This is a genomic window from Allobosea sp. CER48 (assembly GCF_044752385.1).
GTDB lineage: Bacteria > Pseudomonadota > Alphaproteobacteria > Rhizobiales > Beijerinckiaceae > Allobosea.
On record NZ_JBIWYK010000404.1, the window covers coordinates 1 to 2,877 of the forward strand.

1 protein-coding gene and 1 pseudogene are annotated in these 2,877 nt (G+C 67.4%); one reads left to right on the plus strand and one right to left on the minus strand.

Annotated elements, in window-relative coordinates; translation table 11 throughout:
* Nucleotides 1–44: 44 nt before the first annotated feature.
* On the minus strand, nt 45–2,429 hold the full coding sequence (locus ACIPIA_RS13565) for an ATP-dependent helicase (protein WP_400510308.1): 2,385 nt from the start codon (nt 2,427–2,429) through the stop codon (nt 45–47).
* A 115-nt stretch (nt 2,430–2,544) separates the two neighbouring features.
* Here ACIPIA_RS13565 and ACIPIA_RS13570 point away from each other — a divergent pair.
* Nucleotides 2,545–2,877, plus strand: a pseudogene (locus ACIPIA_RS13570) (DNA alkylation response protein); the annotation flags it as partial.

Consider the following 2,877-nt stretch of genomic DNA (forward strand, 5'->3'; position numbering starts at 1 on the left):
CATGGCGGCAGCTTAATGAGCTCCGGGATGGCGTGCCAGTGCGCTCAGCCCGCCTTCTGCACGAACGAATCAAGCACCATCTTCCGGCCGGCCTTGTCGAAATCCACAGTCAGCTTGTTGCCGTCGACGCTGGCGACGGAGCCGGGGCCGAACTTGACGTGGAAGACGCGGGCGCCCTCGCCATAGGCGGATTCGCCTGAGGATTTCGCCGTCAGTTCGCCTTCGATCAGAAGCGGGCCTCGCTGGCGCGAACCGCCACCGAAATTCCCCTGGCCGAAGCCGCGGCCGCCTTCGGAGAAGCCGCTGCCACCACCACCGCTGTTCTTCGCCCGATTCTCCTGCGCGCGCTGCCAGCCCGGGGTGTTGTAGGTCGAGCCGAAGCTCTCCATCCGGTCGAAGCGCGAGGCGCCGTAGCCGCCCTGCGAATAGCTGGTCGGGGCCTGCTCGACCTCGACATGCTCCTCCGGCAGTTCGTCGATGAAGCGCGAAGGCAGGCTGGTCTGCCAGAGGCCGTGGATCCGCCGGTTCGAGGCGAAATAGAGCTTCAGCTTCTTGCGGGCGCGGGTGAGGCCGACATGGGCGAGGCGGCGCTCCTCCTCCAGTCCGGCGCGGCCGCTCTCGTCGAGGGCACGCTGGTTCGGGAAAAGCCCTTCCTCCCAGCCGGGCAGGAAGACGGTGTCGAATTCGAGCCCCTTGGCTGCGTGCAGCGTCATGATCGAGACGCGCGCCTCGGCCTCGCCGTCGGCGACGTCCATCACCAGCGAAACGTGCTCGAGGAAGGCCGGCAGGTCCGGGAACTCGTCGAGCGAGCGGACGAGCTCCTTGAGGTTTTCCAGGCGCCCGGCGGCATCGGCCGAGCGGTCCTTCTTCCACATCTCGGTGTAGCCGGATTCCTCCAGCACGAGTTCGGCGAGCTCGCCCTGTGGCATGTGCTCGGCCCGCGCCGACCAGCGGCCGAAAGCCTCGACCAGTTCGCGGAGCGCGGTGCGCGCCTTGGGCTTCAGCTCGTCGCTCTCGACCGCGGCGCGGGCCGATTGCATCAGCGAGAAACCGGTGGCGCGGGCGTGGTTGTGCAGGAGCTGAACCGTCGCGTCGCCAAGGCCGCGCTTGGGGACGTTGACGATGCGCTCGAAGGCGAGATCGTCGGTCGGCGAGACAACGCAGCGCAGATAGGCGAGCGCATCGCGGATTTCGGCGCGCTCATAGAAGCGCGGGCCGCCGATGACGCGATAGGGCACACCGGCCTGGACGAAGCGCTCCTCGATCTCGCGCATCTGGGCGGAGATACGCACGAGCACCGCGACCTCGGCGAGATTGTACTTCTTGGCCTGCATCGCCTCGATCTCGTCGGAGATCAGGCGGGCCTCCTCCTGGCTGTCCCAGGCGCCGGTGATGGTGACCTTCTCGCCGAGGGCGTCCTCGGTACGCAAGGTCTTGCCGAGGCGGCCCTCGTTGCGGGCGATCAGCTTGGAGGCAGTGGCGAGGATATGGCCGGTGGAGCGATAGTTGCGTTCCAGCCGGATCACGGTCGCCCCCGGAAAGTCGTGCTCGAAGCGCAGGATGTTGTCGACCTCGGCGCCGCGCCAGCCATAGATCGACTGGTCGTCATCGCCGACGCAGCAGATGTTGCGGCGGCCCTGGGCCAGCAGGCGCAGCCAGAGATACTGCGCGGTGTTGGTGTCCTGGTACTCGTCGACGAGGATGTAGCGGAAGCGGTCGTGATAGGTCTGGAGCACGTCCGGATAGTCGCGGAACAGCGTCAGGCAATGCAGCAGCAGATCGCCGAAATCGACGGCGTTCAGCGCCTTCAGCCGCTCCTGATAGGCGGCGTAGAGCTTGCCGCCCTTGCCATTGGCGAAGACGGCGGCCTCGCCATGCGGCACATCCTTGGGCGCGAGGCCGCGATTCTTCCAGCTATCGATGAAGCCCGCCAGCATGCGGCCGGGCCAGCGCTTCTCGTCGATGCCCTCGGCCTGGATCACCTGCTTCATCAGGCGGATCTGGTCGTCGGTGTCGAGGATGGTGAAGTCGCTGCGCAGGTCGAGCAGCTCCGCATGGCGGCGCAGGAGCTTCGCCGAGATCGAGTGGAAGGTGCCGAGCCAGGGCATGCCTTCCGCGACCGGGCCGACGAGATGGGCGACGCGCTCCTTCATCTCGCGCGCCGCCTTGTTGGTGAAGGTGACGGCGAGGATCTGCGAGGGATAGGCGCGGCCGGTCGAGATCAGATGGCCGATGCGGGTGGTCAGCACCCGGGTCTTGCCGGTGCCTGCGCCGGCGAGCACCAGAACAGGACCTTCCGTCGCCTCGACCGCCTGGCGCTGCTCCGGGTTGAGGCCCGCGAGATAGCCGGCTGCCGGCTGCGCGGCAGCGCGCGCGGCGAGGCCGCCGGGGCGTGGCGGGGGAGCGGAAAAGGGGTCGGTCTCGGACAAGGGTGCGCGCTGCTCGTGCGTGATTCGTTCTCCGGCGAATATAGGGCGCTCGTGTCAGGATTGCGCCTTGCCGGAACGATCATTTTATATCCCGTTCCACAGGGAGGTGGCAGCAATGGCCAAGCAGAGCGGGGACGAGCGCTGGGAGGTCACCAATCAGGTGCCGGTGCTGGCCGATTTCGACGCCTTCGCCGCCGATCCGGTGTTGCCCGGCATCGTCTCGGCCTTCGGGGCCGACTGGTCGCGCGAGCGCCTGCATGAGGCCGGGCGGACCGTCGGTTCGACGCGTGTGCAGGAGCAGGCCTGTCTCGCCAATCGCTACACGCCCGAACTCAAGGCCTTCGACCGCTTCGGCAACCGCATCGACGAGATCGCCTTCCATCCCGCGTGGCACGAGTTGATAGGGCTCGCCATCGGCCAGGAGACGCACGCGCTCGCCTGGAACCGG